The organism is Herminiimonas glaciei (genome assembly GCF_042664955.1).
In the GTDB taxonomy this organism is placed as follows: domain Bacteria; phylum Pseudomonadota; class Gammaproteobacteria; order Burkholderiales; family Burkholderiaceae_D; genus Oxalicibacterium; species Oxalicibacterium glaciei.
In genome coordinates this window covers 192,884-218,873 of record NZ_JBHTBU010000002.1, presented here as the reverse complement: position 1 = coordinate 218,873, position 25,990 = coordinate 192,884, and the positions used below count along the sequence as shown (strand labels likewise).

Sequence of the window (25,990 nt, the reverse complement as noted above, 5' to 3'; positions counted from 1 at the left end):
CAGTGTGCTGCGGATGCCCCTGCTTTACAGGCTGGCCGGCAAAGGCAGGCCCAACCATTTTTCGGTCAGCGTATTGAGTGAGCCGTCTTTCTTCGCTTGCGCAATGATGGCGTTCACTTTTTCCAATAGTTTCTCTTCACCCTTGTTCAAGCCGATCGAGCATGGCGAGTTCTTGATCAGGAATTTTGTTTCCGGCTTTTTCGGCGGATTCTTTGCAATGATGGCGGCCGCAATGACATTGCCGGTAGCGACCAGTTGCACCTGGTTCGACAGGAAGGAACTGATCGTGCCGTTATTGTCTTCATAGCGTTTGATGGTCGCGCTTTCCGGTGCGATCTTCGACAGCTCCAGGTCTTCAACCGAACCACGCGTGACGCCTATCGTTTTGCCGGCGAGGTCAGCCGGTGCTGCAACCTTTTGATCGGCCGGGCCGAAGACGCCATTGAAGAACGGTGCGTAAGCGGCACTGAAGTCGATGACTTTTTCACGCTCGGGATTTTTCCCCATGCTGGAAATCACCAGGTCGACTTTCTTGGTTTGCAGGTAAGGGATGCGGTTGGCACTGGTAACCGGAATCAGTTCGACTTTGACGCCGAGTTTTTTGGCGATCAGGGTGGCAACGTCGATGTCCAGGCCTTGTGGTGTCATATCGGTGGTGACGGAGCCGAAAGGTGGGAAGTCTTGCGGTACGGCGACGCGCAATACGCCTTTCTTTTGGATATCGTCGAGTGCATCGGCACGTGCGACATTTGTTAACAACAGGGCGCCAGCCATCAGGCCGATCAGGATTGTGGAGAGCTTCATTTTTTCATTTCCTTTCCAGGTGAATACGAAGATGCGAGCGACAGGGATGACGAGATGTTTGCTGCATTGGCCGCCCGGCTCGTCTGTGCCCGTGCGGTAGATTTTTTGCTCACCGGCTTTGCAGCGGGAGAATTGGCTTTCGATACCTTTGCCGCCGCGACCGGCGTCAATGCCGTGCGCAAGGCATTCAGCGGATCGCTGGGTGCCAGCTCGTACAGCGTGCTTTCCACGACTTGCAGGTGTTCCAGCATCAGGCGTTCGGCTGCATCGATATCACCGCTTTCCAGTGCGGCGACGATGTGTACATGGTCTTCGCATGAGTCGACCGCTTGCGATGAAGACTGGCGCAACATGGCGGTCAGCGTGGTGCGAGCCGTGAGATCGCGTAGCGTGTCGGACAGCAGGTTATTGCCCAGGCATTCACACAGGCAGACATGGAAGTCGCCCAACAGATAGCTGCGTGCGCCGACGTCGTCACCGGCAATCGCGGCTTGTTCGCGGGCGATGTGTTCACGCAGTTGGCCGATCGCATGCTTGCTGAGCGGTCGTGCGTGGCGTAACAGGCCGAGTTCGATCACGCGGCGTGCTTCAAACGCTTCGCGTGCCTCGCTGGCCGTCGGTTCGATGACGAACCAGCCGCGGCGTGCGCTGACCATCACGATGCCACGTGTTGCCAGGCGCATCAGTGCTTCGCGTATCAGTGTGCGCGAGACGCCAAACAGATCCGCCAGCTGCTGCTCACCCAGCCGGGTACCGGGTGCGAGTTGCTTGGCCAGTATCGATTCGGTAATACGCGCCGCGATCTGGATCGATGATTTGAGTGTTTGTTCGGAAGTCATGCCCATGTTCAGCAAGTTGTATGCCAATCTGGTGGACAAGTCTTGTATACAAGATTTTGGGGCGGTGTTTGGGTGCTTCTTCCCTATGAAAAGCCCGGACAGATGTGCAAGGAAGGTGGTGTGGAAGTGAGCGGCAACTCAGGGGCAAGTTACTTCACCATTGCGGTGCAATGATGGGTTTTGGTGCGTGTAACCTGAAGCGATCGGGCAAAGAAAAAGCCGCATCGCTGCGGCTTTTTTGGAGACTACTTATCAGCAAGCTTATGCTGTGACGGCTTCGCTGGTGGCGGGTGCTTCGACTTCATCCGTATCCGAACTGCGGATCAGGTAATCGAAGGCGCTCAGCGATGCTTTTGCACCTTCGCCGACTGCGATCACGATTTGTTTGTACGGCACAGTCGTGACGTCGCCAGCTGCAAACACACCCGGTACCGAGGTACGGCCATGCGCATCCACTTCGATTTCGCCGTGGCGTGACAAAGCGACCGTGCCTTTCAGCCATTCGGTGTTAGGCACCAGGCCGATCTGGATGAAGACGCCTTCCAGTTCCACCGATTTGATTTCTTCGGTCTTGCGATCCTTGTACACCAGGCCGTTCACACGTTTGCCGTCGCCGGTGATTTCAGTCGTTTGTGCCGACGTGATCACGGTGACATTTACCAGGCTATGCAATTTGCGTTGCAAGACTGCATCGGCACGCAATTCTGCGCCGAATTCGATCAGGGTCACATGACCGACGATACCTGCCAGGTCGATTGCTGCTTCGACGCCGGAGTTACCACCACCGATTACTGCTACGCGTTTGCCTTTGAACAGCGGGCCGTCGCAGTGCGGGCAATAGGCAACACCTTTGTTGCGGTACTCGTTTTCACCCGGCACGTTGATGGTTTTCCAGCGTGCACCGGTTGAGAGGATCACCGTTTTGCTTTTCAGCGAACCGCCGTCTTTCAGTTTCACTTCGATCAGTTTGCCCGGTATCAGCTCGGACGCCGTCTGTATGTTCATGATGTCTACTTCGTAGCTGCGTACATGCTGTTCCAGCGCGACGGCGAATTTCGGACCGTCGGTTTCCTGTACCGATACAAAGTTTTCAATCGACAGCGTATCCAGCACCTGGCCGCCGAAGCGTTCAGCCACGACACCGGTGCGTATGCCTTTACGTGCAGCATAGATAGCCGCTGCCGCACCTGCAGGTCCGCCACCGACGATCAGCACGTCATAGGGGGCTTTCGCGCTCAGCTCTTCCGCTTTGCGTTTATTGCCGCCAGTGTCGAGCTTGGCCAGGATCTGTTCGATGCTGACACGACCGGACTCGAACGGTTGTCCGTTCATGAAGGTCGTTGGCACGGCCATGATTTCGCGTTCCTTGACTTCATCCTGGAACAAACCGCCATCGATGGTGATGGCGCGGATGCGCGGGTTGATCAAGGCCATGACGTTGAACGCCTGCACGACTTCCGGGCAGTTGTGGCACGACAAGGACATATAAGTTTCGAAGGTATAGTCGCCGTCCAGGTTGCGGATCTGCTCAACTACGGAGTCTTCGAGTTTCAATGGGTGGCCGCCGGTTTGCAGCAAGGCCAGCACCAGTGAAGTGAATTCGTGTCCCATCGGGATCGCGGCGAATTGAATGCCTGCGTGTGCGTCCGGGCGCTTGATAACAAAAGAAGGTTTGCGCTCGTTATCATCGGTGCGTTCGATCAGTGTGATCTTGTCGCTCAGCACTACGATTTCTTGCAGCAACTCCTGCAATTCACGAGATTTGTCGCCGCCATCGAGTGACGCAACGATCTCGATCGGTTGCACGATCTTTTCCAAGTAAGCGGCTAATTGGGTTTTGAGATTGGCATCTAACATGATGGTCCCTGCTTTCTTTTCAGTTTTAACAATAAAGTCCTGCATGTCCGGGCCACACGGCCCGGACAGTCCTGCAACTACTTATTCACTACAACTTAGATTTTGCCTACCAGGTCCAGCGATGGAGCCAGGGTTTTTTCGCCTTCTTTCCATTTGGCCGGGCAAACTTCGTTCGGGTGAGCTGCGGTGTATTGAGCAGCTTTCAGCTTGCGCAGTGTTTCCGAAACGTCACGAGCGATTTCGTTCGAGTGGATTTCCAGGGTTTTGATCACGCCGTCTGGATTGATCACGAACGTACCGCGCAGCGACAGGCCTTCTTCAGGAATGTGTACGCCGAATGCGTTGGTCAGTTGGTGAGTCGGGTCGCCAACCAATGGGAATTTAGCTTTGCCAACTGCTGGCGATGTTTCGTGCCAAACTTTGTGCGAGAAGTGGGTATCGGTTGTAACGATATAAACTTCGGTACCCAATTTTTGGAATTCTGCATAGCTGTCAGCTGCATCTTCAACTTCAGTTGGGCAGTTGAATGTGAACGCTGCCGGCATGAAAATCAGTACAGACCATTTGCCCTTCAACGATTGTTCGGTAACTTCAATGAACTTGCCGTTGTGGAAAGCTTGGGTCTTGAAAGGCTGGACCTGAGTATTAATAAGGGACATGTCGTTTCCTTTGGTTGGGTTAAAAAAGAGTACTAATTGGTTTGCTTAGTGCATAGGTACGAATGATAGACAAGAATCCGTCATTTGCATAATTGATTTAATTTACAAAATCAATTTGTTTTCGCTATCGGAAAGACGACGCCATAGCCAATATCGAATGCTCTATTATGCAGTTTTACTGCGACTGTGGTGTGACAAGCCGGTTTTAGTACTGCTTTGACATGAATTCGCCGGATTTCATGCGAAATCGGCATGCACCACTCTAAGACTTTATAATTTCACGCTTGTGACGCCCCAGCGGTGTCTTTTGCTTCAAATTCTTGGCAAGGTGATATGACTACCCCAGCAAACCCTCCGGCCGGCATCAGTGCCGCCGAATGGCAGGTCCGCATCGACCTCGCCGCCTGTTACCATTTATGCGCGTTGAAGAACTGGGATGACCTGATCTACACGCATATCTCCGCCACCGTACCCGGCGAAGAAGGTCGTTTCCTGATCAACCCTTTCGGTTTCCGCTTTGATGAAATCACCGCATCCAATCTGGTGAAGATTGATTTGCAGGGCAATATCATCGGCGACCAGACCTACCGCGTGAACGTCACCGGCTTCGCGATCCACGGCGCAGTCCATGCAGCGCGTCCGGATGCGATGTGCGTCATGCACCTGCATAATGAAAATGGGGTCGCAGTCGGCATGCAACAAGGGGGCTTGTTGCCCTTGTCGCAGCATGCGATGCGCTTCTACCGGCAGATCGGCTATCACGATTACGAAGGCCTGGCCTTGTCGCCGGTCGAGCAGGTGCGCCTGATAGAACGCCTCGGTGATTATCCGGCCATGCTCTTGCGCAACCACGGCACATTGATCAGCGGCCGCACGATAGCTGAAGCCTACGTCTTGATGGATACGCTGGACAAAGCCTGCTCCTTCCAGCTGAAGGCACAATCCGGCGGCGGTCCGCTAAACATTCCGGCGCCTGAGATTTGCGCCAAGACTTACAAGGAACTGCTCGGTGACGGTTCGCCGGAAGGCATACTCGAATGGCCGGCGCTGCTGCGCAAGCTGGATGCGGTCTCGCCGTCTTATCGTCATTGATCTAATAGATCGCTTTATTATTCTTACTAACCAAAAAGGAAAACCCATGCCAACTATCAATGTGCAATTATTCGAAGGCCGTACCGTTGAACAAAAACGCGCTTTCGTCAAAGCCGTAACCGAAGCAACCGTCGCCACCCTGGGCTCCAGTGCTGAATCCGTCGATATCATCATCGAAGACGTGAAACGTGAAAACTGGGCAACCGGCGGCAAACTGTGGTCTGACGTTTAAGCTCGACGCTGATGTACACGCGTCCTTAAGCGCACACCAGCAGCCCGCAGTACATCAGCACTTTCATTCCCCCCATGCCCACTGAATCGAGTCTGGAAGACCTGCGCCGCTATGCGGTCGCGCGTACCTTATTTACACCGACTACCTTGCCCGCAGCGATACAGCGCCTGGGCTTCGTACAAGCTGACCCTATACGTGCGCCAGCCCGGGCGCAGGATTTGACGCTGCGTCATCGCGTCAAGGATTATCGCGCCGGTGATCTGGAACGCCGCTATGCGCGTCTCGCGATAGATGAAGATTGTTTCGTCAACTATGGCTTCCTGCCGCGCGAGCATCTGGCATTGATGCATCCACGCCAACCCCGGAAAACCTGGAATGCCGAGACCCGGCGCAAGGCTGCTGACGTGCTGGCCTTTGTGCGTGAGCGCGGCGTGGTCCATCCACGCGAGGTCGAACAGCATTTTGCGCACGGACGCGTGCAGAACTACTGGGGTGGTTCGAGTAATGCCAGCACGCAATTGCTGGACGGCATGCACTACCGTGGTTTGTTGCGGGTAAAACGGCGCGATAGCGGCACCCGTGTCTATGAAGTGGCGACGCATCAACCGTCGGATGACAGCCCGGCTGCCAGTGCCCGGTGTGCAGCCGCCCTGATAGCACTCGTGCTGCGCAAGTACGCGCCATTACCAGCGGCCAGCCTGACTTACCTGGCGCGCCTGCTAGGCTACGGTGCACCACATCTGGCAGTGCAGACGCAGGCAGCACTGCGACTTGCACGCGAACACGTGGCCAGTTGTCGTATCGATGGAACGACCTGGTACTGGCCCGCCGATGAAAACCCGCGTTCGCGTCGTTACGCGGTCGACGATAGTGTGCGATTACTCGCTCCTTTTGATCCGGTGGTCTGGGATCGACGTCGCTTCGCCCTGCTCTGGGACTGGACTTACAAATTCGAAGCCTATACACCGCCAGCCCGACGCCAGTTCGGTTATTACGCGCTGCCCATGCTCTGGCGTGATCAGGTGATAGGCTGGGCTAATGTGTCGACGCGTGATGCTCAACTGGACGCTACATTCGGCTATGTGGCAGGCGCAACACCCAAAGGGGCGGCTTTCCGCAATGCATTAGATGAGGAATTGCAGCGCATGCAGCAATTCCTCAGTCCGCGTTGATGCTGGACTGTCAGCCAGGAGCGCGAGCTCTTCCCTTGGTGCTGTAACGCACAGCAGCCTCCCTGCGAATGCGTTAAGGTAGTCGTTCACGCATGCGCAGTGCAGGAGTGCGATCATGAACAAGGCATTTGTAAAAGAATCGAATGACGACGACGCCGTATCACCGGTGCCGGAGATGCCGGTCGGCGTCAGGAACTACATTACTCCGGGTGGTTATCACACACTGCAAACGGAATTGCAGCATCTGCTGGATGTGGCACGGCCTGCGGCGTTGCAGGCAGATACTGAAAGTGCGGATCTGGAATCCGCGCCGGAAGCATCGCTACGTGAAATTGATACACGCATCCATTACCTGCAAACGCGCCTCGAAACGGCAGAGATAGTTGATGCCAGTGTGCATGCAGATGGTGAGCAGATATTCTTTGGTGCCACGGTGGAATACGAAAATGCTGCAGGTGAACAGCACCAAGTGACGATAGTGGGACTGGATGAACTGGACCCGGCGCAAGGGCGGATCAGCTGGCTATCACCGCTCGCGCAAAGCCTGCTCGGTGCGCATGAGGGAGATGCGGTATCGTTGCAAAGCCCGGCCGGTCATGAAGAGTTGCAAGTGTTGACAGTGCGTTACCCGCACAGCAGTTGAACGCCTGGTGTTGGAAGTTGTCCTATAGTTAATCGCACTATCCACTATCGCAAGGAGTCTCACATGACAGAGCATAAGTCCAAAGCGAAGCCGGCCGTTGCAGGAAAGCCGTCCGACGTAGAGCCGCATACACATGACGAAGACTTGCTGGACGATGCATTGGAGGCGACCTTCCCAGCCAGTGATCCGGTGGCGGAAATTCCAACTGACAGCGCGCCTTCCAGGCAGGAAAAAGCGAAGGACGAATTGCTCGATACGGCACTGGACCTGAGCTTTCCCGCCAGCGATCCCATCTCGGTGACGTCGGGTATTACGCGCATCCGGCAGGGTAAATCTGCTATCACCAAGAAAATCAAATAAGTCATATGCCTGTATGGCGATTTGTTGACCTCGGTTAAGATCGGCGAAATTTGCCACAACTTGCGGCAAAAATGCCATTCCGTGCTCTTCTTCTTTCGTGTTACCATTCGGCCACGCTAGGGGTCCTGAAGAGTTAAACGTCTTCGGGTGAGAAAAAACCCTCCGTACCTGACCTGGATAATGCCAGCGTAGGGAAGCGCAAAGTCCACGCAATTTCTTTGTCCATTCCTTCGCGCGCATTCGTTTTTCTAACGCGATTGATTGAACAAAACATGTCTGTACCCCACTCCCGTCGTTCCCTGATAGCCCTGGCCGTTGCGCAAGCTTGTGCGTTTGCACCTGTTGCGATGGCGGAGACTTCCGAAAATGTTTTGCCTGAAGTGGTTGTGACTTCCGGGTCGGCACCGGACGGTATTGCGCGCAATGCAAGCGTCGGCGGTTTCTCCGATACCCCTTTGCTGCAGACACCGGCTTCGATCAGCGTCATCACCGCCGAGCAGATGCAGGAGCGCAGCATACGCACCGCGACCGATGCGGTGAAATACGACGCCAGCGTACAGAATTCCTATAACGCAGTCGGCCTGTCCGACTGGTTTGCGATCCGCGGCTTTACGCTGGACATGGGTTCCAACTATCGCAAGGATGGCATGGTGATCCTGGCGCATTCGGCGATTCCGATGGAAAACAAGGAACGCCTCGAAATCCTCAAAGGTCTGGCAGGCATGCAGGCGGGTATTGCTTCTGCCGGCGGCATCCTTAATTACGTAACCAAGCGTCCTACCGACACCCCGCTGCGTTCGGCGACCTTTGAAGTGCGCGAGCGCGGTACCGTTTACAGTGCAATAGACCTTGGCGGTCGTTCCGATGACAAGCGCTTTGGTTATCGCATTAATGCGGCGGCGGAAGATATCAAGTCCTATGTAAAAGGTTCGAATGGCGACCGGCGTTTTGTTTCCGGCTCCTTTGACTGGCGCATCAGCCCGCGTGCCTTGCTGCAGGTGGATATGGATTACCAGCACAAGTCGCAGCTGACAGTGCCCGGCTTCCAGTTGCTCGGCCCTGAACAACGCATTCCTACCGGCGTCAGCGGCAAGACTATGCTGAATAACCAGACATGGAGTTTGCCGGTCACCGATGACACCAACAATCTCGGCGTTAAATTTGAATACGAGTTGAATGACAATTGGCGCACCACCTTGCAAGCCAACAAGTTTGAATTGCGGCGTGATGATGCAGTGGCGCTGGCATCCGGCTGCCCGGCGCAACTCCTGAACTTCGGGTATTGCTCAAACGGTGATTTTGGCTTGTATGACTTGCGTCGTGAAAATGACAAGCGCTCCGTCATGACTACGCAGGCTTTGTTGCAAGGTAAGTTTGCGACGGGTAGTGTGAAGCATGATTTGACCACTGGCGTATCGACACTGAACCGACGGGACAACTATGCAGACTATCTGTTCACGCCGACAGTCGGTGGCTTGCCGGGTAACATCTATACCCTGCCGCAACGGGCATTAACCCAGGAGCAGGCATTGCCGGTTGCCTTGCGTCGCAAGGATGATGAACAGTCCTTCTTCGTGCAAGACGTGATGGCATTGAACGAACAGTTCAAAGTGCATGCAGGCGTACGTTATACGAAACTAAAGCGTGTTCAGTTTGCTGCGGATGGATCGAATATCCGCAACACCGATTCAGACTTTGTTTTGCCTAACGTCGCTTTGGTGTATAGCCCGAAAGCGAATCTCTCTTTCTATGCATCGTATGCACAAGGGATGGAGCCAGGCGGAGAAATCCCGTCGGGCTTGCCTAACTCAGAGTCCGTGCTGGATCCATATAAGTCGAAGCAGATTGAAGTCGGTGTTAAGGCCGACATCACACCTGATGTCAGCGTTTCTGCAGCCCTGTTCCAGATCAAACGCCGTAACGAATACGTGAAAGCTTCAAGCTCGGATGCAACTGCGGGGGTAGGAGCCTATGTGGCAGCGGGTGAACAGGTAAATCGTGGGCTCGAGTTTGCGGCGCAGGGACGTGTGACACGCGACTTGATGTTGGGTGCCAGCTTTACCGCAATGGAAGCGAAGGCGGTCGGAACCGGTGATCCGGATATCGAAGGCAAACGTGTCGGCAATGTGCCGAAGTTCAAATCAGCGGTCTATGTAGACTATGCATTGCCGCAAATGCCTGCCGTGAAATTGAATGCGACATGGATTTATTCGACCAGCAAGATATTTGCACCGAATAGCCAAATCGCTTCCCTGAACAAAAGCGTAGATGGCTACCATGTACTGAACATTGGTGCGCGTTATGCAACCAAGATCAGCGGCAAGACGACTACCTTCCGTTTCGGTATCGATAACGTATTCGATAAATTCTATTGGGGTGATGCGGCGAATGCCTTTGGCGGTTACCTGATTCCGGGTGCGCCACGCCTGGCCAGATTGTCGGTACAGGTGGATTTCTAATCCTGCTCGACGGGCCAATATCAAACAAAATGCCACCTTTGACCGGTGGCATTTTTTTATTCCGTATCTTGCGTCGACAAATAAGCACTGACCTGTTGTACGCGTTGTCCGGTATCGCCGGATACCAACAGATAAGGAATCGCTGCAGCATCCAGTGCCTGTAGCAGGAGTCGATGTATTTCCTGTCGCACGCTATCGGATTCCCGCTGCAAACCGTCGGCCACCCAGGGATTGCTTGGTTCCGCCACGATCGTAAAATCATAGCGATGCGTCAGCGCGAGCTGGCTGAGTGCCGGCTCGACTTCGCCAAAATAGTACTGGCTATACAGCGCAGTCATCAGCGGTGTCGTGTCGCAAAACAGGAAGCGATGCGCTTGCGCGGCTGCGATGTTTTCACGTGCAATTTGCGTATGGGCGATCAGGATTTGTTCATGCGCTTGCGGCGTACGCTGCCTTGTTTCGACAAACTCACGCAGGTATTCAGGTACCCATACGGTCTGGTAGTGTGCAGCCAAAGCTGCTGCCAGGGTCGACTTGCCGGTTGATTCCGCGCCCAGCAGGGCTATGCGTAACGGAGCGCTATGCATCTCAGGATAGTCCTTGCGTGCGCAGCGATTTATCCCAGGTACGCAAACCGATCACGGCCAGCACGACGAAGATGGCGAACAGGAAGGCGGTCAGGTACAAATCCTTGTGCAGGTACAAGCCTATGTAAATCAGGTCTATGACTATCCACACATACCAATTTTCCAGCTTCTTGCGCGAGAGCAGGATCTGGCCGACCAGGCTGCCGGCGGTGAGGAAGGCATCGATATGCGGCACATCGGTATCGGTGAACATGCGCAGGAAAGCGGCAATCGCAATAAAACCGATGAGCCAGGCCAGCCCCGAATACAGATAAGCGAGTGGCGACATGCGCGATACTTGCACACCCTGATGCGTGGCACCGCCGAATAACCATTGGTACCAGCCCCATAATGAGACCGCGATAAAAAAGAATTGCAGCGACATATCGCCATATATCCTGCTGTCGTAGAACACTACCGCATACATGGCGGCCGACAGGATGGAGAATAGCCAGGCCCACGGCGACTGGCGGATATTCAGTATGACCATGCACAGCGCCAGCGCGAAGGAGGCGAGCTCCAGTGCCGAGGTATCGACCAGGCCGAAAAGCGTAAACGTGTCGTTCATGCGCAGTAGACTAGTGTTGGTATGCGCAAGGTGAAGGCGCTATTGCCGGGATGGCGGCCCGGAACGACAGGCGCTCCGGCATAAGAGACCGCAGTATATTAAAGAAAACCGGAGTACGAATATTATTTCCGCTGCGGCACTGCCGGGCACATTTACCCATATGGTCAAAAGCACTGATACGAAGGCACCTTTGCCACCTGTACGCCCCGACAATGATGAATGCTGTCATAGCGGTTGCGAACCCTGTATCTTCGATTTGTATGAATTGGAGATGGATAAGTATCGCGCGGCGCTGGCACAGTGGGAGCAGGAACGGCCGGCACGCAAAGCGGGCAAAAAGCCCGCGCCATCTTCCTCCGGTGCGTGAAAGCGATGCAAAGTCTGTTTGCTGTGTAGGACTGCACCGACACACGGTCGGCAGCTAATCCTATAGTTTCCCCCTTCCATCTTCGATACATTGGCATCTTGATTGAGATGGGCCTTATTGAAGTGGGGACAACATGCTGGCTTTTGCAAAACTTTTATCTACTGCCGGGGTTATTTTCGCCATGGGCTGGTTTGCCATGAAGCCGGATTTCGCTGCAGTGCTGGTCGGCATCCTGTCGCTCTCCGCACTGATGATCACTTTTCTGCCTATACGCGCAGACAGCACACGTTAATCATGCTGCCGTTTGTTGCATCAATATACATAGAACTAAAGACGCACGATCGCGCGCACTTCCGGTACGTCCATTCCTGCAGATAATTTCCTTTTGGAAATATTCACTTATTCGCAAAAAACACAATCAAACGATTTAATTAAATCAAACGTTTGATTTATGTGGTTTAATGCGGACTATGAATTCTGCCGACCATAAAACCCCTCCCCCAGCCGCCCAGCAAGGTGCCGAGTCTTCCCATGCCGATGCGGACGTGCGCAAGCAACGTTCCGATGGTGCCGAGGCGCGTACGCGTTTGCTGCAGGCGTCTTTACGGCTGTTTGCCGACAAGGGCTTCAGCAAGACCTCGACGCGTGAAATTGCGCTGGCTGCCGACGTAAATATCGCTGCGATCAAATACTATTTCGGTGACAAGGCCGGCCTGTACCGCGCGGTGTTTACCGAACCTATGGGTAATACCTGCGATTACATGTATATGTCCGGTCACAGTGAACAGACCTTGCAGGAATCACTGGCGGGCTTCTTTACCGGTTTCCTCGAACCGTTTAAACAAGGCGACCTGGTCCAGCTTTGCGTGCGCCTGCATTTCCGCGAGATGCTGGAGCCAACCGGTTTGTGGGCGGAAGACATCGATAACAATATCAAGCCGGCACACGCTGAAATGGTGGCCATGCTGGCCCGTCATCTGGGTGCGTCCGAAATCGACGATGAAATCCATAGACTGGCTTTTTCCATAGTCAGCCTGCCATTGCACATGTTTGTCGCACGCGATGTGATTGATGCGATTCGTCCTAATTTGATGAATACCCCTGCCGCAATTGATCAGTGGGCTGCGAAAATGACCGCATACGCAGAAGCCATGGTTGCATTTGAAGCCAATCGCCGCGCTGCGCTTATCCAAAAGAAAAAATCATGAACAAAACTAAATTGCTCGCCAGCCTCGGCTTGCCGTTCTGGCTTGCCGGTTGCGCGTTGACTGCACCACCAGATACGGTGAGCGTACAGCCGCCGAACAAATGGTTTGCGCCATTGCCGGCAACACCGGTAGCGTCCGCGCCTGAAGTCGAGAACCTGCCGCATCACGGCACGCTGACTGATTTGTCAAAATGGTGGGAGCAACAAAACGATCCCTTGCTGCTTGAGTTAATCCAGTCGGCGCAAGCCGTCAGCCCCACCGTGGCGACCGCGGTTACACGCATCGAACAATCGCGTGCAAGCAGCGTATCGGCCGGTGCGGCACTGGGCCCGAAGCTGGATGTGACCGGCAGCATCCAGCGTAACAATACACAGCCGCCACTGCCATTGGGCACGACGTCCCAAGTCGCTTTGCAGCCTTCATGGGAAATAGATGTGTTCGGTGCCAATCGTGCGACCAGTCGTGCGGCGCAAGCACGTCTGCAAGGCGCGCAGGCGAACTGGCATGACGCACGCGTATCGGTTGCCGCTGAAGTGGCGAATCGTTACTACAGCCTGCGTACCTGCAACAAGCTGGAAATAGTGACACGGGCTGACGCCGATTCACGTGCTGAAACTGCGCGCCTGTCCGAACTGAGCGCGAAAGCGGGTTTCCAGGCACCGGCGACAGCAGCTTTGGCACGTGCCAGTGCTGCCGAAGGCAATGGTCGTGCAACGCAACAGAGTGCCTTGTGCGATCTGGATGTGAAAGCATTGGTTTACCTGACGGCGATGGACGAAGCGGATGTGCGTCGCAAGATGGCCGGCAGCAGTGCCGCGCCGGTAGCTGCAACGCTGCTTAACATCGATAGCTTGCCGGCCCAAACCCTGTCGCAACGTCCGGATGTATTTATTGCCGAACGTGAGGTAGCGGCAGCCAGTGCCGAAGTCGGCAACGCGCAGGCGCAACGCTATCCCCGTCTCAGCCTGAGCGGCTCGATTGGTGCCGGCAGTTTCCGTTCCGGCGGTACGACTACCGATATGCAAACCTGGTCGGTCGGACCGTTGTCGTTGTCCCTGCCTATCTTTGACGGTGGTACCCGGGTCGCGAATGTTGAAGCTGCCAAAGCGCGTTACGAAGAAGCCGTGGTCGCTTATCGTGCCAGCGTCAGGCAGGCGGTGCGTGAAGTGGAAGAGGCACTGGTGAACCTGCAAAGTACCGCCTCCCGTAGTGAAGATGCGCGCATTGCCGTGGAAGGATATCGCGCTTCGTTCAACGGTACGCAGAGCTTGTATCAAAACGGTTTGGCCAGCCTGATCGACCTGGAAGATTTGCGTCGTACCCGCCTTGCCGCTGAATTGAACGCCACCTCGCTGGAACGTGAGCGGATGTCGGCGTGGATTGCCTTGTACCGGGCCGCCGGCGGCGGTTGGGTGAATCCGCAAAGTACGACTGCAACAGCAACGAAATAAAACCATCCTGAATTAAATTGACGGACGCATACATGAAACGTTTCAACAAAAAAACCATAGTTATCGCTGTAGCCGCCGTACTGGTGCTGGCGGGGATAGTGTTCGCAGTCAGTAGCGGTAAATCCGATGCGAAGAAGAAAGATGAAACCGGCCCGAAGCCGGCGCTGGCAGTTACCACCGTCCAGCCATCCCAAGCCAGCTTGCCTATTTACATGACAGCGAACGGTACGGTGACGGCATGGCAGGAAGCCATCATCGGCAGTGAATCGAATGGCTTGCAGTTGACTGAAGTACGCGTCAACGTCGGTGACGTCGTCAAACGCGGCCAGGTACTGGCGACCTTCTCGATTGCCTCGGTAAGGGCCGATGTGGCGCAGGCACGTGCCAGCCTGATGGAAGCCGAAGCCAATGCTGCGGATGCCAAGAACAATGCCGAGCGTGCGCGCACACTGGAAACCACCGGTGCCCTGAGTACACAGCAAATCAATCAATACCTGACTACCGAGCAAACAGCCAAAGCGAAAGCCGAAGCGGCCAAGGCCGTGCTGGCAGTGCAGGAAGTGCGCCTGTCGCAAACCCAGGTGCTGGCCTCGGATGACGGTGTGATTTCCGCGCGTAACGCTACCGTGGGCGCGGTTGTCAGTGCAGGTACTGAACTGTTCCGCCTGATACGCCAGGGCCGACTGGAGTGGCGTGCCGAAGTGATTTCGTCCGAACTGGGGCAATTGAAGACCGGCACATCGGCCTTGATCACGGCAGCGAACGGTACACAGGTTAAAGGCAAGGTACGCATGATTGCACCAACTGTCGATGCACAAAATCGCATGGCGCTGGTATATGTCGATCTCGCACCGGTTGCGCCGAATACCGCACCGGTGCGTGCCGGCATGTTTGCAACCGGTCAGTTTGAGCTCGGTAACTCGAATGCCGTCACCGTACCGCAACAAACCATCGTGATCCGTGATGGCTTCAGTTATGTATTCCGTATGAATGCAGATAGCCGCGTATCGCAACTCAAGGTGCAGCCGGGCCGTCGCCTGGCCGACAGGATTGAAATTATCTCCGGCGTCCCGACCGACGCAGTGTTGGTGGCAAACGGTGCAGGCTTCCTGAACGATGGCGACCTGGTCAAGGTCGTTACCGAAGCGCCACCGGCTGCTGCCAATCCGGAACCAAAAGCAGCGACGCCGCCGGTAGACGCGGCGCCTGCCACTAAAGCGACCAAATAGGAGTACGCGTGAATTTTTCCTCGTTTTCCATCAAGAATCCGATTCCGGCAATCATGTTGTTTGCACTGCTGGGATTGGGAGGCTTGCTCGCCTTCAAGTCGAGTGCAGTACAGGATTTCCCTGATATTGAATTACCTATTGTTATCGTCAACGCTTCCCTGCCCGGTGCGGCACCAGCGCAGCTGGAAACGGAAGTCGCACGCAAGATAGAAAACTCGGTCGCGACGCTGCAAGGCATCAAGAATATTTACACCAAGGTACTCGATGGCACAGTCACCGTGACCGTGGAATTCATCCTTGAAAAGAATATCTCGGACGCGGTCAATGACGTACGCGATGCGGTTGCCCTGGTACGCGCCGACATGCCCGCCGACTTGCGCGATCCTTCGGTCACCAAGGTCTCGACCGCGGGACGCGTGATCACCACGTTCACCGCAGCGGCCGCACCAGGCAGCCAGGTCGATGAACAAGAGTTGAGCTGGTTCGTTGATAACACGGTGTCCAAGCGCCTGCTGGCGGTACCGGGCGTTGGCTCGGTCAAGCGCGTCGGCGGGGTGACGCGTGAAGTCAGGGTGGAACTGGATACGGCAAAAATGGCTGCGCTGAATGTGACGGCGGCCGATGTATCGCGCCGTCTGCGCCAGGTGCAGCAGGAAGCGCCGGGCGGTCGTGGTGATGTCAGCGGTGCCGAACAGGCGGTGCGTACCATCGCGACCGTGAAGACGGCTGACGAATTGTCGAAGATGGATATACCACTGAGCGATGGCCACCATATCCGCCTGGACCAGGTTGCCGCCGTGAAGGACACCATCGCCGAGCGACGTACGTCGGCATCGCAGGATGGGCAGACGGTAGTCGGTTTTGAAGTATTCCGTACCAAGGGTGGCAGTGAACTGGCAGTTGCCAAGGGTGCCAAGGAAGCGGTGGCGGAACTGCAAAAGAACCATAGCAATATCGTCTTCAAGGAAGCCATCGACAACGCCAAGCCGATCAAGGAAGACTTTGACGGCTCCATGTCCCTGCTGTATGAAGGCGCACTGCTTGCGGTGCTGGTGGTCTGGTGGTTCCTGCGCGACTGGCGTGCAACGCTGGTGGCTTCCGCCGCCCTGCCGTTGTCCGTGATCCCGACCTTCCTCGGCCTGGCTTACTTTGGCTACACACTCAATATGGTGACCTTGCTGTCGCTGGCATTGGTGGTCGGGGTGCTGGTCGATGATGCGATTGTGGAAATTGAAAATATCGAACGCCACTTGAGCATGGGCAAGACACCGATGCAGGCGGCGATGGAAGCGGCCGATGAAATCGGTATGGCGGTGATTGCGACGACCTTTGCGCTGGTTGCCGTGTTCCTGCCGACCGCTTTCATGGCGGGTATCCCGGGGCTGTTCTTTAAACAGTTTGGCTGGACCGCGGTGCTTGCTGTATTGGCTTCGCTGGTGGTCGCGCGTTTGCTGACGCCGATGATGGCGGCCTATATCTTGAAGCCGAAAAAGCAGCAGGTGCAAGAAGACGGCTGGCTGATGCAGCGTTATATCAAGGTGATGCGCTGGTGCCTGACCAACAGGCTGAAGACCGCCATTGCTTCCGCTGTGTTCTTTATTGGTTCCATCATGCTGGTGCCCTTATTGCCGACCGGCTTTGTGCCACCGACAGATCGTGCGCAGACGCAAATCAATATTGAACTGCCGCCTGGCAGCACGCTGAAGGAAACCATGGCGATCACAGAGCGGGTGCGTCTGGCGGTAGCGCAGGATAAAAACATCCTCAGTATTTTCAGCTCTATCGGCGGCGGTTCCAGCGGCGATGCATTTGCACCGGGTGCTTCGGCCGAGGCGCGGCGTGCGGTGATGACCTTGACGACCGTGCATCGTAATGATCGCAAGGAAAAAATTTCGGATATCGAAGCCAAGATACGCGAACGCATCGCCGATATTCCTGGTGCCCGTTTCACCGTCGGCACGCCGGATACCGGCGTCAAGATGCAATTGGTCTTGCGCAGTGAAGATCCGGTGGCCTTGTCGGAAGCGGCAAAAAAAGTGGAACGTGAATTACGTGGCTTGAAGGGCATCGGTAATGTGACGTCCAGTGCTTCACTGGTACGCCCGGAAATCATCGTGCGTCCTGATCCGGCGCGCGCCGGTGACCTGGGTGTAACCACGGCCAGCATTGGTGAAACGGTGCGCGTGGCGACGGCCGGTGACTATGATATGAATTTGCCGAAGATGAACCTGTCCGAACGCCAGGTGCCGATACGCGTCAAGCTGCCGGACAATATGCGTGCCGACATCGCCGCCATCGAACGGCTGACGGTGCCGGGCCGGAATGGGCCGGTCATGCTGGGGAATGTCGCATCGGTATATATGGACAGCGGACCGGCCCAGATCGATCGCCTGAATCGCAGTCGTAACGTCACGCTGGATGTGGAGTTGGGTTCGCGTTCGCTGGGTGAGTTGAACACGGAAGCACGCGCCTTGCCATCAATGCGCAATTTGCCGCCTGCGGTGAAAATTGCCGAACTGGGTGATGCACAAGAGATGATGTTGCTGTTCAATAGCTTTGGCCTGGCGATGGCGATCGGTGTCCTGTGTATCTACTGCGTGCTGGTGCTCTTGTTCAAGGACTTCATGCAACCGATCACGATTCTGGCCGCCTTGCCGCTCTCTATCGGCGGAGCCTTCGTGGCGCTCCTGATCACCGGCCGCGCCTTGTCGATGCCGTCGATGATCGGCTTGATCATGCTGATGGGTATCGTGACGAAGAACTCGATCCTGCTGGTGGATTATGCAATCCTGGCGCGCCAGCAAGGGATGAATCGTTTCGATGCATTGGTTGACGCCTGTCATAAACGTAGCCGTCCGATTATCATGACGACGATTGCGATGGGAGCGGGCATGTTGCCGCTGGCACTGGGCTGGGGCGCTGATCCTAGTTTCCGTTCGCCAATGGCGATTACGGTGATCGGCGGCTTGATCACATCGACCTTGCTGAGCTTGCTGGTAGTGCCGGCGGTATTTACCTATATTGATGATCTCGAGCAATGGCTCAAGCGCATGATGCGCAAGGCCCGTGGTCTCGGGCATCATGATGCCCATGAGCCCATCCCGCCTGCAGAACAGCTGGGGACGGAGAAGCATTGATGTTGCAACTACCTGCTGAACGTCCGCTACAGTTGCAGCAATTGATGCCGGCAGCGCCACTGACGCTGGTGGTACTGGCACCGCATCCGGATGATTTCGATGCGATTGCCGTCACCTTGCGCTATTTCCACCGGCGCGGTGACGCGATCCACCTGGCGGTACTGACTACCGGTGCCAGCGGGGTGGAAGACGGTTATGCCGACGCGTATACTGCTGATGACAAGGCGGCCTTGCGTGAAAAGGAACAGGCAGCGAGTTGTGCTTTCTTTGGCTTGCCGGCGGAACGCCTGAGTTTCCTGCGCCTGCCGCCGGATGAAAAAGGTAATCCGCGCCTGGATGATGCCAATCGACTATGCATACGTGACTACCTGGCGGCACGTCAACCCGACCTGGTGTTCATGCCGCACGGGAATGACAGCAATGTCACACATCAGCGTACTTATGCCTTGTTCCATGCGGTGGCACTGGCCGAAGGCTGGAAAATGTGGGCGGTGTTGAACCAGGATGCGAAGACGGTCGCGATGCGCACTGATCTTTACACCCCGTTCGCGGCAGGAGATGCGGCATGGAAAGCCGAGTTGCTGCGCCTGCATGCATCGCAGCAGCAAAGGAATTTGAATACACGCGCGCAGGGTTTTGATGAGCGCGTGCTGGCCGTCAATCGCAAAACCGGGCAAGGCCTCAATGCGGAATATGCAGAGGCCTTCGAACTGGAGCCTTACGGTATGGAATCAACAGGAAAGAATTGAAATGGTTTGCGATCACAAAAAAGTATTGGACCTGGAAAAAGCGGGACACTGGGAAGAAGCGCATGCGCTGGTACAAGTGCATGGCGATGAGTTTTCATGCCAGATCCACGGTTACCTGCACCGCGTCGAAGGTGACCTCGGCAATGCGCGTTACTGGTATGGCCGTGGCAATAGCAGCCTGCCGAAAAATACGCTGGAAGAGGAATTCCAGCGTCTGTACGCCAGGCTGTAATGCGCGCCTTGTAACGTTGCTTAGCGGGGTTTGCGGTATTCCGCGTCTATCCAGTCGGATGCACTGCTGCGTGTCAGCTTGAAGTTGGGTGCTACCCGGACTTCGGCGATTTGTTCGCCGTTTTCATCGATGGCGCTCAGCGTCGCATAAGGATCGTCTTCATCCGGCACGATATCCAGGTTGACCGTAATGCTGGCCGTTGCGGTATTGACGGTCACGCTCTTGTGCAGGTCGGCATGTAGTTGCTGCTCATGACGCCGTATGACTTCTGATGCGGTTTTGACCAGGGTATGGAAGGCCGGGGTATCCAGCGGTTTCGGATTCTTCTTGTCGCGGCCCATGGTCCATGGACCGACCAGCGCCGGTTCGGATTCACCATCCTTGATCATTTCCACCGCCCAGCCTTCGTCATCTTCATTCTTGATGACGCGCGCGGTCCAGCCATTGTCGCGCCACAGGCGTGCTTCATTGATGGTGGAGTCGTGGTCGACTTCTGCTTCGTCGTTGTGCATCAGATATCACTCGGTTTAATGGCTCAGGGGTGCATATCATAGTTGGATTTGCCCTTGGCGGTGCGTGGTGGTCATCAATCCTGCAAAAAAGCCTTACAGCGTGTAGACTTGCGCCCTTGCGGCGCTTGTCGCGGTCTGTTGTCGTATGGGGCGGCAGGCTCAAGAATTAATCCCAATAAGTCAGAATTCATGTCCACTGCTTCAAGAATGCCTTGCGTCGATGCGCTCAAGGCGGTTGCCTGTTTGTTGATTGTTTTTCATCACCTCGCGTTTTACGGCCCGATGTCGGATATTGCCTATCCACTCATGCCAACCGTGATCGACCTGTTTTATCAATATGGCCGGATGGCGGTACAAGCCTTCTTTGTGATTGCCGGATTCCTGCTGGCGACCAAGTTTGCACCGGATGGTGCGGCAGTCGTGAGTCGCCCGCTGAACGCGATTTACCAGCGTTACCTGCGCCTCGTCATTCCTTACCTGGTGGCCTTGGTATTCGCCATCCTGTGTGCCGCACTGGCACGTGAATGGGTGAGCAGTGACTCAATTCCGGACGCGCCGAGCTTTGCACAACTCTTGCCGCATATCTTCCTCTTGCAGGATTTGCTGGACCAGGACGCCTTGTCAGCCGGCGTCTGGTATGTCGCCATTGATTTCCAGTTATTTGCCCTAGCTGCCTTGCTCTTGTGGCTGGCGGGAAAAATCGAAATGCGTTATCCGCGCCTGAGCATACTCGGGCCGCTGTTTATTACGCTGCTGACACTGGCCTCGCTGTTTGTATTCAACCGTAACCAGGGGCTGGATGAAACCGCGCTTTACTTCTTCGGTTCTTACGGCCTGGGTGCGCTGGCTTACTGGGCGACCCGTCGACGCCACGGCATGGCGTGGCTGATGTTGCTGTGTGTGGTGGTACTGGCTGCGCTACTGGTGGAATTCCGCGGGCGTATTCTGGTGGCAGGTTGCGTGATGCTGTTATTGGGTGTGGCGCGTCAATCCGGTGCGCTGGAACGTTGGGTCATGCCCGGCTTCCTGACTTACCTGGGCCGGATTTCGTATTCGGTATTCCTGATCCACTTCCCTTTGTGCATGGTGGTGAACGCCGTGTTCTTCCACTTTTTCCCGCAGCAACCGGTGGCGAATATCATCGGCATGCTGGTCGCGGTATGCGTCAGCATAGCTGGCGGTGCCTTGTTGTTCCGCTGGGTCGAGAACCGGCCGGGTGACAAGAAACGCCTGCTGGCCCCGACCGGCTTCCTGGTCGGCGGCATGATCGTCGCCCACCAGATCACCTGATTGCTCAGGCGCGGCAGCCTGCTGTCATATCCAGTGCTTTATCGTAGTACTTGGATTCGATTTGCAGCATGCCGAGGATCGAGTGGAACAGATTATCCTGGCTGACGGCATTGCCGGCGCGTCGTTGCATGCAATCCTTGTTGACGCCGAAGCTGGATGCAAAGCCGGACGACATCCACATCACCATAGGTACTTCAGTTTGTTCCTTCGGTGCGATTGAGTACGGCAAGCCGTGCAGGTAGATGCCATTTTCGCCCAGCGATTCACCATGGTCAGACAGATACAGCATCGCTGTGTCATATGAGTCGCTTTGTGTCTTCAGGAATGCAATCGTTTTGGCCAGGAAGTGATCGGTGTACAACACGCCGTTATCGTAGCTATTGGTAATTTGTTCGCGTGTACATTTGCTCAGGTCGGCGGTATCGCAAGTCGGGGTGAAGGTACGCATTGCTGCCGGATAGCGGCGGTAGTAGGCGGGACCATGATTACCCAGTTGATGCATGACGACGAAGAGATTGCCGTTCTTGGCTTTCTGCACCACGCCATCCATACCTTCCAGCATGATTTCATCCAGGCAGCGTTCGCCATCGCACAGTTTCGGATCTTTGCTGGCTCCCAGCATTTGTTCTTCCAGCCCGTCGCATACGCCTTTGCAACCGGATTGATTGTCGCGCCATACGGTGTTGATGCCGACTTTGTCTATGATATGCAGCAGCGATTCATGGCTGCGGATCTTGGCTTCGTCGTAATTGCGACGACCGTAGATGGAGAACATGCAGGGTACCGATACTTCGGTATTAGTGCCGCACGAAGTCGCATGCGGGAAATTCATGACATCCAGTTTGCTGAGTTCAGGCGTGGTCTGGTGTTCATAGCCGTTCATGCCCCAGTTTGCCGCACGCGTGGTTTCACCGACCACCAGGACAAACAGCATGGGCTTGGTACGAGCCCCCCAGCCTGCCGCCAGTTTGGCGTCGTCGCTGATTTTGATCTTGGGAACATTGGCCTGGGCTGTATCCGCCGCAACCACGCGCGACAGGGAAAACAGGTAATTGCTCGGTGTGATCAGGAAGCGCACTTCTTTTTGATTGCGCATCAAAGAGGAGAAGTCCTGGAAGATCATCATGGTGGAACCGGCCGCGACTACGATTGCAGCAACTATATATAAGAGGCGTATCGGGATCGCACGACGGAAAGGGGTAGTGCGCAGGCGCAGCTTCCAGACCAGCACACTGGGCAGTACACCGAAGACCAGCATGTGGATGCAAAAATTGAGCGAGAACAGTTCGCTGGCTTCCTTGACGTCGGTACGCAGGATGTTTCTAACCATTTCCGTGTTGAAGAACACGGTGTACTTATTCATGTAATAGCTCGCTGCCGCAGTCACGATGAACAGTACGGTCAACAAGGGTTTGCTGGTCCAGCGATTGAGCAGCACCAACAGGCCGATCGCTTGCAGCGCGGTGATGGAAACGAACAAGCCGGCGCCAAATACCCACGAAGACGAGCTGCTCCAGTCGCGGTTTGCCAATGCGGCAGAGAAGAATAAATAGTTGCAGCTCAGCGAGAAAAACAGGCTCGCGAATATGGCCAGCCATTCGACCCGGATTGCGGGCAGGCGGGCAAAGAACGCGCTAATGTAATCGCGAGGGCCACGGATTTCTAATACTGCACCGGGAGTACCGGCAGCCAGGGGAAGTTTCAAGGCGAGCACCGACTTCAAGGAATGAAGCCGCTACGCTATCGAGAGCGCCGTTAATGCCGCGTTAAGGTCGTGGAATGCTTCTCGATTGCGTCAGCCCGCTTTGCAGTAGCGTTGCGCTTATTGCGGGGAATGTGCAAAAGTAACAATAAAACGACTGCCGCCGTCAGCCGGCGTTTCGTACCGGATATCCCATCCCATGTGATCGACCACCCGTTTAACAATTGCCAGGCCCAGGCCTGAACCTACGTGCTGATTGTCGTGGCCCCGGACGAAGCGATCGAATAATCGGGTGCGCACATTTTCCGGAATGCCGGGGCCGTTATCTTCAATTGTTAAATTGTCAGCCGTTAACCAGACCCTGACGCTGCCTTTATCAGTGTACTGGCAGGCATTGCGCAGCAGGTTGCCGATCGCGATCCCGGCCAATTCCGACCTGGCGTAGACCCAGACATCTTGCGGCGCATGGAATAACAATTCCACGGGTTTGTCGGCCAAAAGTTGCTGGCAACGCTCAATTTCACGTTCTATCAGATGCACCAGCGACAATTGCGAGCCGCCCAGCATATCCGGTGATTGCGATAGCAGTAGCAGCGCACCTACCCGTTCCGACGCTTCGCTGGCGACGCGGCGTATGCGTTCGGCCACCGCCAGTTCATCGGGGGTATCAGCCAGTTTGGTCTTCAACAGTTCTGATGCGCCCAGCATGATGGTCAGCGGCGTACGCAACTCATGGCTGACGTCGCCGGTAAACAGCTTTTCATCGGCGAGGAAACGTTGCAGTTCATCGGTACGCTTGGCAAACGCGCGCGCCAGGATGCCGATTTCATTTTCTTTATCGAGGGATGGCAGGTCAGCGGGTGCGTCGTTGCGCTCTACCGCCGCAGCCAATGCCGTCACTGGTGCTACCAGGCGTTTGGCCGAAGTCAGGCCAAGTGCAATCGAAAGCAGGATACTGGTAACGAAACCCACGCCCAGCGAAATGAAGATGAGCAATTCGGTGTCTTCAAAATCGCTGGTGTCGTCGACCACGACGAAGCGCTGCTCGCCGATGTTGCGCACCACCAGGTGGACTTCGGTGTCGCCGGTTTCAATTTCATGGATACCGACCGGCAAATGACGGAAGGCAGGCGGGATATCTTCATCAACGTAAAAGCTGATATCGGGCGGTAATTCGAGCGTGATCTTATTGATGTGCTGGGCGATCAGATTGGTCGCCAGCTTATCCAGGTTGTGGTCTATCAGTTGCGATTCAGCCAGCTCGACAGCGGTATATGCGGCCAGCGTAAAGAAGCTGCACAGGACAAATGCCAGCAGGACAAAGGATCCGGCGATGCGGTTCTTGAGGGATAGCCTAGCTTTCATCGTTATTGATCAGGCGGTAGCCGCTACCCGGCAGGGTATGCAACATGGGTTTGGCAAAGGGGCGATCCATCGCTTGCCGCAGGGCATGGATGTGGGTGCGCAGTGCATCGCTGTCGGGCGGGTCATCGCCCCATATTTCACGCAGGATTTCTTCCCGCGAAATCAGTGCGGGTGCTTTGCGCAGCAGTGCTTCCAGTAGTTTATAGCCGGTCGGCGTCAACGCCAGTTTGTGTCCTGCTCGGCGGGCTTCGCCCCGGCTCAGGTCGAGGCGTAGTTCGCCGAACTCGAGGATGTGTTCCACCGTTTCATTGCGCGCCCGCCTGACCAGCGCCTTGAGGCGGGCTTCGAGTTCGACCAGGGAAAAAGGTTTGACCAGGTAATCATCGGCACCGACTTCGAAGCCGACCAACTTGTCTTTCACGGTATCGCGTGCGGTCAGCATCAGTATCGGTGTCGCCAGTCGTTGCTCCTTGCGCAACTTGCGGCAGACTTCAACGCCGTCCAGGCCCGGTAATTCAAGGTCGAGTACGATCACATCGTAGTGTGAACTGGTGGCCAGTGCGACGCCGGCCGGGCCGTTGATCGCGACATCCAGCGTATAGCCCAAAGGCTCGAGGAAGCCGTAGAGATTGGCGACGATATCGGGGTTATCTTCGATGATCAGTGCGTACACGTTGTCTTTTCAGTCAGCCGGCAGGTGGGAAATTCTTGGGCGTATGTAACGATTGTAACGTGCCGCGGATATCGCATCGTAATACCTGTTTCAGGCGGCTGTATCGTCGATCGGGGTAAAGCGTTGTACGGTCTTGCCGTCATGTTCAATTTTTTCAAAGAACACGCTTTCCGGACGTGTCCAGTAGGAACCATCCGCTGCGGTATAGACGATCATCGTTATCGTCGGATCGGATTCCAGTTTGGCGGCGCATATGAAATCGTAGATGCCGCCTTTGAAATGTCTGAATTGCATGAGGACTCCTCGCTTACATCCGGACGATCCAGCTTGCCACTACCAGGACCACGCCGATATTAATAGGAATATTGATGCCGGGCTGGGTACGACCGTAAGCCTTCATGGCATTGGATACTGCAAATCCACCCCACACCAGCAAATTGCCGCCGCCGCGCAACCAATCCACCTGATTCACGCCTGTGAATAATTGATAAGCACCCATGATTGCAAAGTAGGTACACATCACGGTCAGTGCGAGCCGGACTTTCTTTTGTGCCAGCAGTTCGTCCAGCGATTTACTTGAAAACATAATGACTCCATTTGTAGAGTCGCTATTGTAAGTGAGTAAGGCGGGATGCATGGTTTTAATGCGTGCCGGGCCGGCCGGCAATAAGCAAGCTTTGATCGCTCAAGCTGGCAAGCAATATCGGCTTGTGAGATTATCTGCGCAATTGACGGTTGAGTCGGATACCGCTAACACACAAGAC

Annotated in this window: 27 protein-coding genes and 1 riboswitch; of the genes, 15 read left to right on the top strand and 12 right to left on the bottom strand. The window is 55.4% G+C overall.

Annotated elements, in window-relative coordinates; translation table 11 throughout:
* Positions 1-24 precede the first annotated feature (24 nt).
* The 4 genes from ACFQPC_RS11875 to ahpC form a co-directional block, all read right to left on the bottom strand.
* A complete protein-coding gene (locus ACFQPC_RS11875) occupies positions 25-804 on the bottom strand; it encodes a transporter substrate-binding domain-containing protein (RefSeq protein ID WP_011979262.1) in 780 nt (259 codons plus the stop codon).
* The gene (locus tag ACFQPC_RS11870; protein WP_382272156.1) at positions 801-1,643 is read right to left on the bottom strand and encodes a GntR family transcriptional regulator; all 843 of its coding nucleotides are present in this window, start codon (positions 1,641-1,643) and stop codon (positions 801-803) included. The genes ACFQPC_RS11875 and ACFQPC_RS11870 overlap by 4 nt, the downstream gene beginning before the upstream one ends.
* 261 nt (positions 1,644-1,904) lie before the next feature.
* A complete protein-coding gene (gene ahpF, locus ACFQPC_RS11865; protein WP_382272155.1) occupies positions 1,905-3,500 on the bottom strand; it encodes an alkyl hydroperoxide reductase subunit F in 1,596 nt (531 codons plus the stop codon).
* A gap of 95 nt (positions 3,501-3,595) precedes the next feature.
* A complete protein-coding gene (gene ahpC, locus ACFQPC_RS11860; RefSeq protein ID WP_011979265.1) occupies positions 3,596-4,159 on the bottom strand; it encodes an alkyl hydroperoxide reductase subunit C in 564 nt (187 codons plus the stop codon).
* Between the two features lie 333 nt (positions 4,160-4,492).
* Between ahpC and ACFQPC_RS11855 the strand changes: the two genes are divergently transcribed.
* The 6 genes from ACFQPC_RS11855 to ACFQPC_RS11830 all read left to right on the top strand — a co-directional run bounded on the left by ACFQPC_RS11855 (position 4,493) and on the right by ACFQPC_RS11830 (position 10,117).
* Positions 4,493-5,251 (top strand): class II aldolase/adducin family protein, encoded by a 759-nt coding sequence (locus tag ACFQPC_RS11855; protein WP_382272154.1) that lies wholly within the window; start codon positions 4,493-4,495, stop codon positions 5,249-5,251.
* Positions 5,223-5,483, top strand: coding sequence for a 4-oxalocrotonate tautomerase (locus tag ACFQPC_RS11850; RefSeq protein ID WP_382272153.1), 261 nt, complete (start codon positions 5,223-5,225; stop codon positions 5,481-5,483). Before ACFQPC_RS11855 ends, ACFQPC_RS11850 begins: the two co-directional genes overlap by 29 nt.
* Positions 5,484-5,557: 74 nt before the next feature.
* Entirely contained in the window at positions 5,558-6,655 is a 1,098-nt protein-coding gene (locus tag ACFQPC_RS11845) for a DNA glycosylase AlkZ-like family protein (RefSeq protein WP_382272152.1), read from the top strand.
* A 115-nt stretch (positions 6,656-6,770) separates the two neighbouring features.
* Positions 6,771-7,298 (top strand): GreA/GreB family elongation factor, encoded by a 528-nt coding sequence (locus ACFQPC_RS11840; RefSeq protein WP_382272150.1) that lies wholly within the window; start codon positions 6,771-6,773, stop codon positions 7,296-7,298.
* Between the two features lie 63 nt (positions 7,299-7,361).
* Positions 7,362-7,658 (top strand): hypothetical protein, encoded by a 297-nt coding sequence (locus tag ACFQPC_RS11835; protein WP_382272148.1) that lies wholly within the window; start codon positions 7,362-7,364, stop codon positions 7,656-7,658.
* A 108-nt stretch (positions 7,659-7,766) separates the two neighbouring features.
* Positions 7,767-7,870, top strand: a riboswitch (TPP riboswitch).
* A gap of 60 nt (positions 7,871-7,930) precedes the next feature.
* Positions 7,931-10,117, top strand: coding sequence for a TonB-dependent siderophore receptor (locus ACFQPC_RS11830; protein ID WP_382272146.1), 2,187 nt, complete (start codon positions 7,931-7,933; stop codon positions 10,115-10,117).
* A 56-nt stretch (positions 10,118-10,173) separates the two neighbouring features.
* On the opposite strand, the gene ACFQPC_RS11825 is transcribed toward ACFQPC_RS11830, so the two are convergent.
* Both ACFQPC_RS11825 and pnuC read right to left on the bottom strand, forming a co-directional pair.
* The gene (locus ACFQPC_RS11825; RefSeq protein ID WP_382272144.1) at positions 10,174-10,704 is read right to left on the bottom strand and encodes an AAA family ATPase; all 531 of its coding nucleotides are present in this window, start codon (positions 10,702-10,704) and stop codon (positions 10,174-10,176) included.
* A 1-nt stretch (position 10,705) separates the two neighbouring features.
* Positions 10,706-11,311, bottom strand: a complete 606-nt coding sequence (gene pnuC / locus ACFQPC_RS11820; RefSeq protein ID WP_382272142.1) for a nicotinamide riboside transporter PnuC — start codon at positions 11,309-11,311, stop codon at positions 10,706-10,708.
* 160 nt (positions 11,312-11,471) lie between these two features.
* Here pnuC and ACFQPC_RS11815 point away from each other — a divergent pair, with 160 nt between their 5' ends.
* From ACFQPC_RS11815 to ACFQPC_RS11780, 8 genes are all read left to right on the top strand, one after another.
* Positions 11,472-11,678 (top strand): oxidoreductase-like domain-containing protein, encoded by a 207-nt coding sequence (locus ACFQPC_RS11815; RefSeq protein ID WP_382272140.1) that lies wholly within the window; start codon positions 11,472-11,474, stop codon positions 11,676-11,678.
* Positions 11,679-11,811: 133 nt separating this feature from the next.
* A complete protein-coding gene (locus ACFQPC_RS11810; RefSeq protein ID WP_382272138.1) occupies positions 11,812-11,970 on the top strand; it encodes a hypothetical protein in 159 nt (52 codons plus the stop codon).
* A gap of 178 nt (positions 11,971-12,148) precedes the next feature.
* Positions 12,149-12,886, top strand: a complete 738-nt coding sequence (locus ACFQPC_RS11805; RefSeq protein WP_382272136.1) for a CerR family C-terminal domain-containing protein — start codon at positions 12,149-12,151, stop codon at positions 12,884-12,886.
* A complete protein-coding gene (locus ACFQPC_RS11800) occupies positions 12,883-14,337 on the top strand; it encodes an efflux transporter outer membrane subunit (protein ID WP_382272134.1) in 1,455 nt (484 codons plus the stop codon). The genes ACFQPC_RS11805 and ACFQPC_RS11800 overlap by 4 nt, the downstream gene beginning before the upstream one ends.
* A gap of 32 nt (positions 14,338-14,369) precedes the next feature.
* Positions 14,370-15,566, top strand: coding sequence for an efflux RND transporter periplasmic adaptor subunit (locus ACFQPC_RS11795; protein WP_382272132.1), 1,197 nt, complete (start codon positions 14,370-14,372; stop codon positions 15,564-15,566).
* An 8-nt stretch (positions 15,567-15,574) separates the two neighbouring features.
* Entirely contained in the window at positions 15,575-18,703 is a 3,129-nt protein-coding gene (locus ACFQPC_RS11790; protein WP_382272130.1) for an efflux RND transporter permease subunit, read from the top strand.
* Positions 18,703-19,452, top strand: a complete 750-nt coding sequence (locus ACFQPC_RS11785; RefSeq protein WP_382272128.1) for a PIG-L deacetylase family protein — start codon at positions 18,703-18,705, stop codon at positions 19,450-19,452. Before ACFQPC_RS11790 ends, ACFQPC_RS11785 begins: the two co-directional genes overlap by 1 nt.
* Before the next feature lies 1 nt (position 19,453).
* The gene (locus ACFQPC_RS11780; protein ID WP_382272126.1) at positions 19,454-19,684 is read left to right on the top strand and encodes a hypothetical protein; all 231 of its coding nucleotides are present in this window, start codon (positions 19,454-19,456) and stop codon (positions 19,682-19,684) included.
* Positions 19,685-19,704: 20 nt separating this feature from the next.
* Here the strand turns inward: ACFQPC_RS11780 and ACFQPC_RS11775 are convergent, their stop codons facing one another.
* Positions 19,705-20,196: a hypothetical protein gene (locus tag ACFQPC_RS11775; RefSeq protein WP_382272124.1), complete on the bottom strand. Its 492-nt coding sequence runs from the start codon at positions 20,194-20,196 to the stop codon at positions 19,705-19,707.
* Positions 20,197-20,385: 189 nt separating this feature from the next.
* Here ACFQPC_RS11775 and ACFQPC_RS11770 point away from each other — a divergent pair, with 189 nt between their 5' ends.
* A complete protein-coding gene (locus ACFQPC_RS11770; protein ID WP_382272123.1) occupies positions 20,386-21,486 on the top strand; it encodes an acyltransferase family protein in 1,101 nt (366 codons plus the stop codon).
* Positions 21,487-21,490: 4 nt separating this feature from the next.
* Here ACFQPC_RS11770 and ACFQPC_RS11765 read toward each other — a convergent pair whose 3' ends face one another.
* The 5 genes from ACFQPC_RS11765 to ACFQPC_RS11745 form a co-directional block, all read right to left on the bottom strand.
* Positions 21,491-23,200: a phosphoethanolamine transferase gene (locus ACFQPC_RS11765; protein ID WP_382272933.1), complete on the bottom strand. Its 1,710-nt coding sequence runs from the start codon at positions 23,198-23,200 to the stop codon at positions 21,491-21,493.
* A 108-nt stretch (positions 23,201-23,308) separates the two neighbouring features.
* Complete coding sequence (locus tag ACFQPC_RS11760; RefSeq protein WP_382272121.1) at positions 23,309-24,553, bottom strand: sensor histidine kinase; 1,245 nt, start codon at positions 24,551-24,553, stop codon at positions 23,309-23,311.
* The gene (locus ACFQPC_RS11755; protein WP_382272119.1) at positions 24,543-25,226 is read right to left on the bottom strand and encodes a response regulator transcription factor; all 684 of its coding nucleotides are present in this window, start codon (positions 25,224-25,226) and stop codon (positions 24,543-24,545) included. Before ACFQPC_RS11755 ends, ACFQPC_RS11760 begins: the two co-directional genes overlap by 11 nt.
* Positions 25,227-25,316: 90 nt before the next feature.
* A complete protein-coding gene (locus ACFQPC_RS11750; RefSeq protein ID WP_382272117.1) occupies positions 25,317-25,520 on the bottom strand; it encodes a DUF1653 domain-containing protein in 204 nt (67 codons plus the stop codon).
* Between the two features lie 13 nt (positions 25,521-25,533).
* Positions 25,534-25,812, bottom strand: coding sequence for a hypothetical protein (locus tag ACFQPC_RS11745; protein WP_382272116.1), 279 nt, complete (start codon positions 25,810-25,812; stop codon positions 25,534-25,536).
* Between the last annotated feature and the right edge of the window lie 178 nt (positions 25,813-25,990).